Origin of the sequence: Mesorhizobium sp. M5C.F.Ca.IN.020.29.1.1, assembly GCF_003997375.1 — a bacterium.
Lineage (GTDB): Bacteria > Pseudomonadota > Alphaproteobacteria > Rhizobiales > Rhizobiaceae > Mesorhizobium > Mesorhizobium wenxiniae.
The window spans coordinates 1-3,502 of the sequence record NZ_RZSW01000598.1 but is presented as its reverse complement, the minus strand read 5'-3'; the positions used below and the strand labels follow the sequence as shown (position 1 = coordinate 3,502).

Genomic DNA, 3,502 nt, shown 5'->3' with positions numbered 1-3,502 from the left:
GTCTACGATAAGGCAACTGCGACCAGACTTGCCGCGCAACGCGGCTGGCAGATCGCGCCCGACGGTGACAAATGGCGCCGCGTCGTGCCTTCGCCCAAGCCGCTGGAGATACTGGAAGCATCAGTGATTTCGTTCTTGGTCGAGCGCGGCGTTATCGTCATTTGCACGGGCGGCGGCGGGGTTCCGGTGATAGCGCGAGATGACGGCAGTCTTTGCGGAGTGGAGGCCGTCATCGACAAGGACCTGGCAAGTTCGCTTCTGGCGCGCCAATTGAAGGCCGACATGCTGCTCATGCTGACCGACGTCGACGCAGTCTATGTCAACTATGGCACCGCTACCGCCCGTGCGCTCCGGAGGGTTAGCCCGACAGAGATATCAGGCCGGGATTTTCCCGCTGGCTCCATGGGGCCAAAGGTCAGCGCCGCGATCGAATTCACTGAGGCAACTGGCAAGCCCGCCGCGATCGGCAAGCTTGATGACGCTGTCGAAATTGTCAGAGGCGAGCGCGGCACATGGTTCGAAGGCGGCGCTTCGGTTCCAACGGTCGAGCGTCTGCCGGCTAGCAGGCATCGCCCTTATAAGCTGATCTAGATGGCATCGCATGGTCACACGGCCAGTACAGGGGCAAAACCGCCGCCGGGCGTGCGGAAGTTCGTGGTTTGGCCCTGGTAGAGGCGCGCGGCGGCGAGCAACATCTGGCCGTCGTAAGTGTAGAGCCGCACGTCCATTTTGCGCGGTGCGGGTGCACCATCGATTTCGATCATACGCTGCCCGGGCGCGGCAAATGACTGGGCCACATAGCCGCCGCGAGCGATCTCTGCCCACACGCCTTTGGTCACCTTGTCGCCGCGGTAGACCGCCTTGCTGCCATGGCCGGAGAGCGGCTTGAAGAACATGTCCTTGCGGGATTGCCAGGCGGCATCCAAATTGTCGGGGGTAATCAGCGTGGTTCGCGGGATGCCTGTGAGCCGCGAGCGCAGCTCCGGGGAAAGGCCGAATGCTTCGAGCGCCGCCGGATCGGATAGCAATGTCAGATTTCGCTTGCTTGCAAAGAGCGCATGATTGTGTGGATTGGGTGTGACCACTACCGCGCCGTCCTGATAAGCCGCCCTGAGTGCCGTATGCTCGGGCCCATCAAGCGCAAAATCGACCAGGCGATTGTAAACCAGCTCTATCTCGTTGCCGTCCAGCCGAAGCCTGCCGCCTTCATATTTAAGCTTGCTCGCGTCCCCAATGACCGCTTCGACGCCATGCTTCAGCAACAACTGCCTGGCAAGTACAAATTCGGCATAGAGATACTGCTCCTCAGGCCGATCATCGACGATCGCGATCCTTCGCGGCGAACCGGCACCCCGCTGGCGCCGCCATTCGTGCGTGAACATCGCAATGACGCTGGCTTCGAAGTGGTTGTCCCTGGCGCCGATTAGCGCCCGGTCAGCTTCAGAGCAGCAAGCCTTCTGGGCCTTCGCCAGCACTGCATTGAGGAAAACGCCGCCGGCGTTGGTGTTCACCTCGATCAGCTTGGGGCCATCATCGTCGAGATGGAAATCGTAGCCCATAAGAGCGCCAATTGGCCCAAAATCGCGTTGCGCGATTTCGGGAGCCCAGGAGAGGACCGCTTCGCGGTACGATGGCAAATGTGCTGCCGCCTCAATGGCGACGACGATTCTTTGCATCTCGTCGAGGGCGGACGCGGCAAGAAAGACCGGGACGTTGGAAAATAGATGCGGCCGTGTCGCCATGAAGGTTTCGCAGAAGCCAGGCTCACCGGCTTCGCGATCCAGCGCCGCCCAAAGTTCCGCCCGGTCGAGCGTGATGCAGAAGCATTTGCGGTTAAGCCGCTCTGATAGGGATGTGCTGGCCTTCGCGACCGCAGGCACTGTAAGCACGTCGTTATCTCCTCATTGCCGGCCGCCAGAGTCATGCAAATTTCGCATTCGCCACGCTGGCGAGCTTTGATTTGTATCAAAGTGCCGACGCGTGGTTAAGCTACGCTGATATCATGAAAATCGCCTTGGCTCAGCTCCGGTTACTGCTGGCCGTGATCCTCCTGATCGCGGGCGGTGCGGTTGCTGGTTTTGCCGGGCAGGCTTCTGCAATAGGCGCCAATTCCGGCGTTGCGACGCTCTCGACGAGCGCCACGCACCAGGTGATAGGTCACATCGCGTCCACTGACCAGGACGACCATGGCGCTGCTTGTGATGATTGCCTGGATTGCCTGCACTCGACCGGCCCCAGCTGTTGTGCTGCTTGCATTTCCGCCGTCGAATGCGCCGTTCTTGATGACGTGCCGGTTGCAGTCCGCTTCGTGGCGGGCAAGGCGTTCCTGGCAACGGGCATCGACCCTGAGGCCCTCCTGCAACCTCCCCGGACCTTCGCCTGAAATCGCGCCGTCGCGGCCCTTGCGACTGTTGAACCCAGCAGCGCCCGACAAGGCCCGATAACGCGCCAGCGATCCGCGAAACCAAACCGGTATCGGCGATCCGGCTGCCTTGGGCATCCATACTCAGAGCTCGCCTCAGTTTCACACTAACGACAAGGAAACAGTCATGAAAACCCACCTTCGAATGATCACGCTTGCCGCATTCACAACTCTTTCAGGCACGGTTTTTGCCCAGACGGATCCGCACCATCCCGAGGCCGACTTACCGCAAGCCACGACAGCGGCTCCGGCAGCTGAGGCGGTGCCGGGCAAGCTGCCCGAGCAGTGCACGACGATGATGTCAACGATGCAGAAGATGATGCCCATGATGCAGCAGATGATGCCGATGATGCAGCAGATGATGCAAGGCGGCCAGGGCGGCATGATGCAGGGCGGCGCCATGATGCAAGGCGGCATGATGAACAACATGCCGAAGGACACTGCCAGCATGCCGGCGGCCTCCAGGGCTTACATGGATGCCATGAAGCGAATGGACGGGCCGATGATGCAGGCCATCCAGGCCGAAGATCCCGATATCGCCTTCGTCCAGTCGATGATTCCGCACCATCAAGGGGCGATCGACATGGCCCGTGCGGTCCTGCAATTCGGCAAGGATGATCAGGTCAGGGACTGGGCCAATCAGATCATCACGGCTCAGCAGGCCGAGATCGCTTCAATGCAGGAATGGCTCAAGCAACACGCGAAGTGACGGAAGGAATCCATGAACAAGCTTAGCATTTTGTCTGTCGGCATTGCGCTGGGCGTGACGTTGGCCCTGATGAGCATGCTCTGTGCTTTGGCCTTCGCCATCTGGCCGGACGCGACGGTCTATTTCTTCGGCGCCTTCATGCACGGGCTCGACTTCAGCGCAGTCAGATTAGCGGCGCAGATGAGCCCTGGCCGCGTTCTCTACGGCGTCGTTGGCCTTGGCGTCGTCGGCCTCGTGGCGGGGCGTAATCTACGCCTCGATCTACAACGTCGTCGCCACCGGGCGCCGTTAGGGCGAGTCTCATGAAAGCCGCAGCACTCGACCGCGCGGCCGGCAATGACAACGGCTAACAATCAAAGGGAATCCAACCC

At 60.7% G+C, this 3,502-nt stretch carries 4 protein-coding genes and 1 pseudogene; 4 read left to right on the top strand and 1 reads right to left on the bottom strand.

Translation table 11 applies throughout. The features are described from left to right. Positions 1-591: pseudogene (locus EOA85_RS30485) on the top strand (carbamate kinase); the annotation flags it as partial. 14 nt (positions 592-605) lie between these two features. On the opposite strand, the gene EOA85_RS30480 reads toward EOA85_RS30485, so the two are convergent. After that, positions 606-1,742: a hypothetical protein gene (locus EOA85_RS30480; protein WP_348627946.1), complete on the bottom strand. Its 1,137-nt coding sequence runs from the start codon at positions 1,740-1,742 to the stop codon at positions 606-608. A gap of 218 nt (positions 1,743-1,960) precedes the next feature. Here EOA85_RS30480 and EOA85_RS30475 point away from each other — a divergent pair, with 218 nt between their 5' ends. The 3 genes from EOA85_RS30475 to EOA85_RS30465 all read left to right on the top strand — a co-directional run bounded on the left by EOA85_RS30475 (position 1,961) and on the right by EOA85_RS30465 (position 3,437). Next, the gene (locus tag EOA85_RS30475; protein WP_127212209.1) at positions 1,961-2,383 is read left to right on the top strand and encodes a hypothetical protein; all 423 of its coding nucleotides are present in this window, start codon (positions 1,961-1,963) and stop codon (positions 2,381-2,383) included. A 166-nt stretch (positions 2,384-2,549) separates the two neighbouring features. Beyond that, positions 2,550-3,131 carry a DUF305 domain-containing protein gene (locus EOA85_RS30470; protein WP_127212208.1) on the top strand — a complete coding sequence of 194 codons (582 nt, stop codon included), beginning with the start codon at positions 2,550-2,552 and terminating at the stop codon, positions 3,129-3,131. A gap of 12 nt (positions 3,132-3,143) precedes the next feature. Next, entirely contained in the window at positions 3,144-3,437 is a 294-nt protein-coding gene (locus EOA85_RS30465) for a DUF5676 family membrane protein (RefSeq protein ID WP_245486148.1), read from the top strand. The last annotated feature ends 65 nt before the right edge of the window (positions 3,438-3,502 follow it).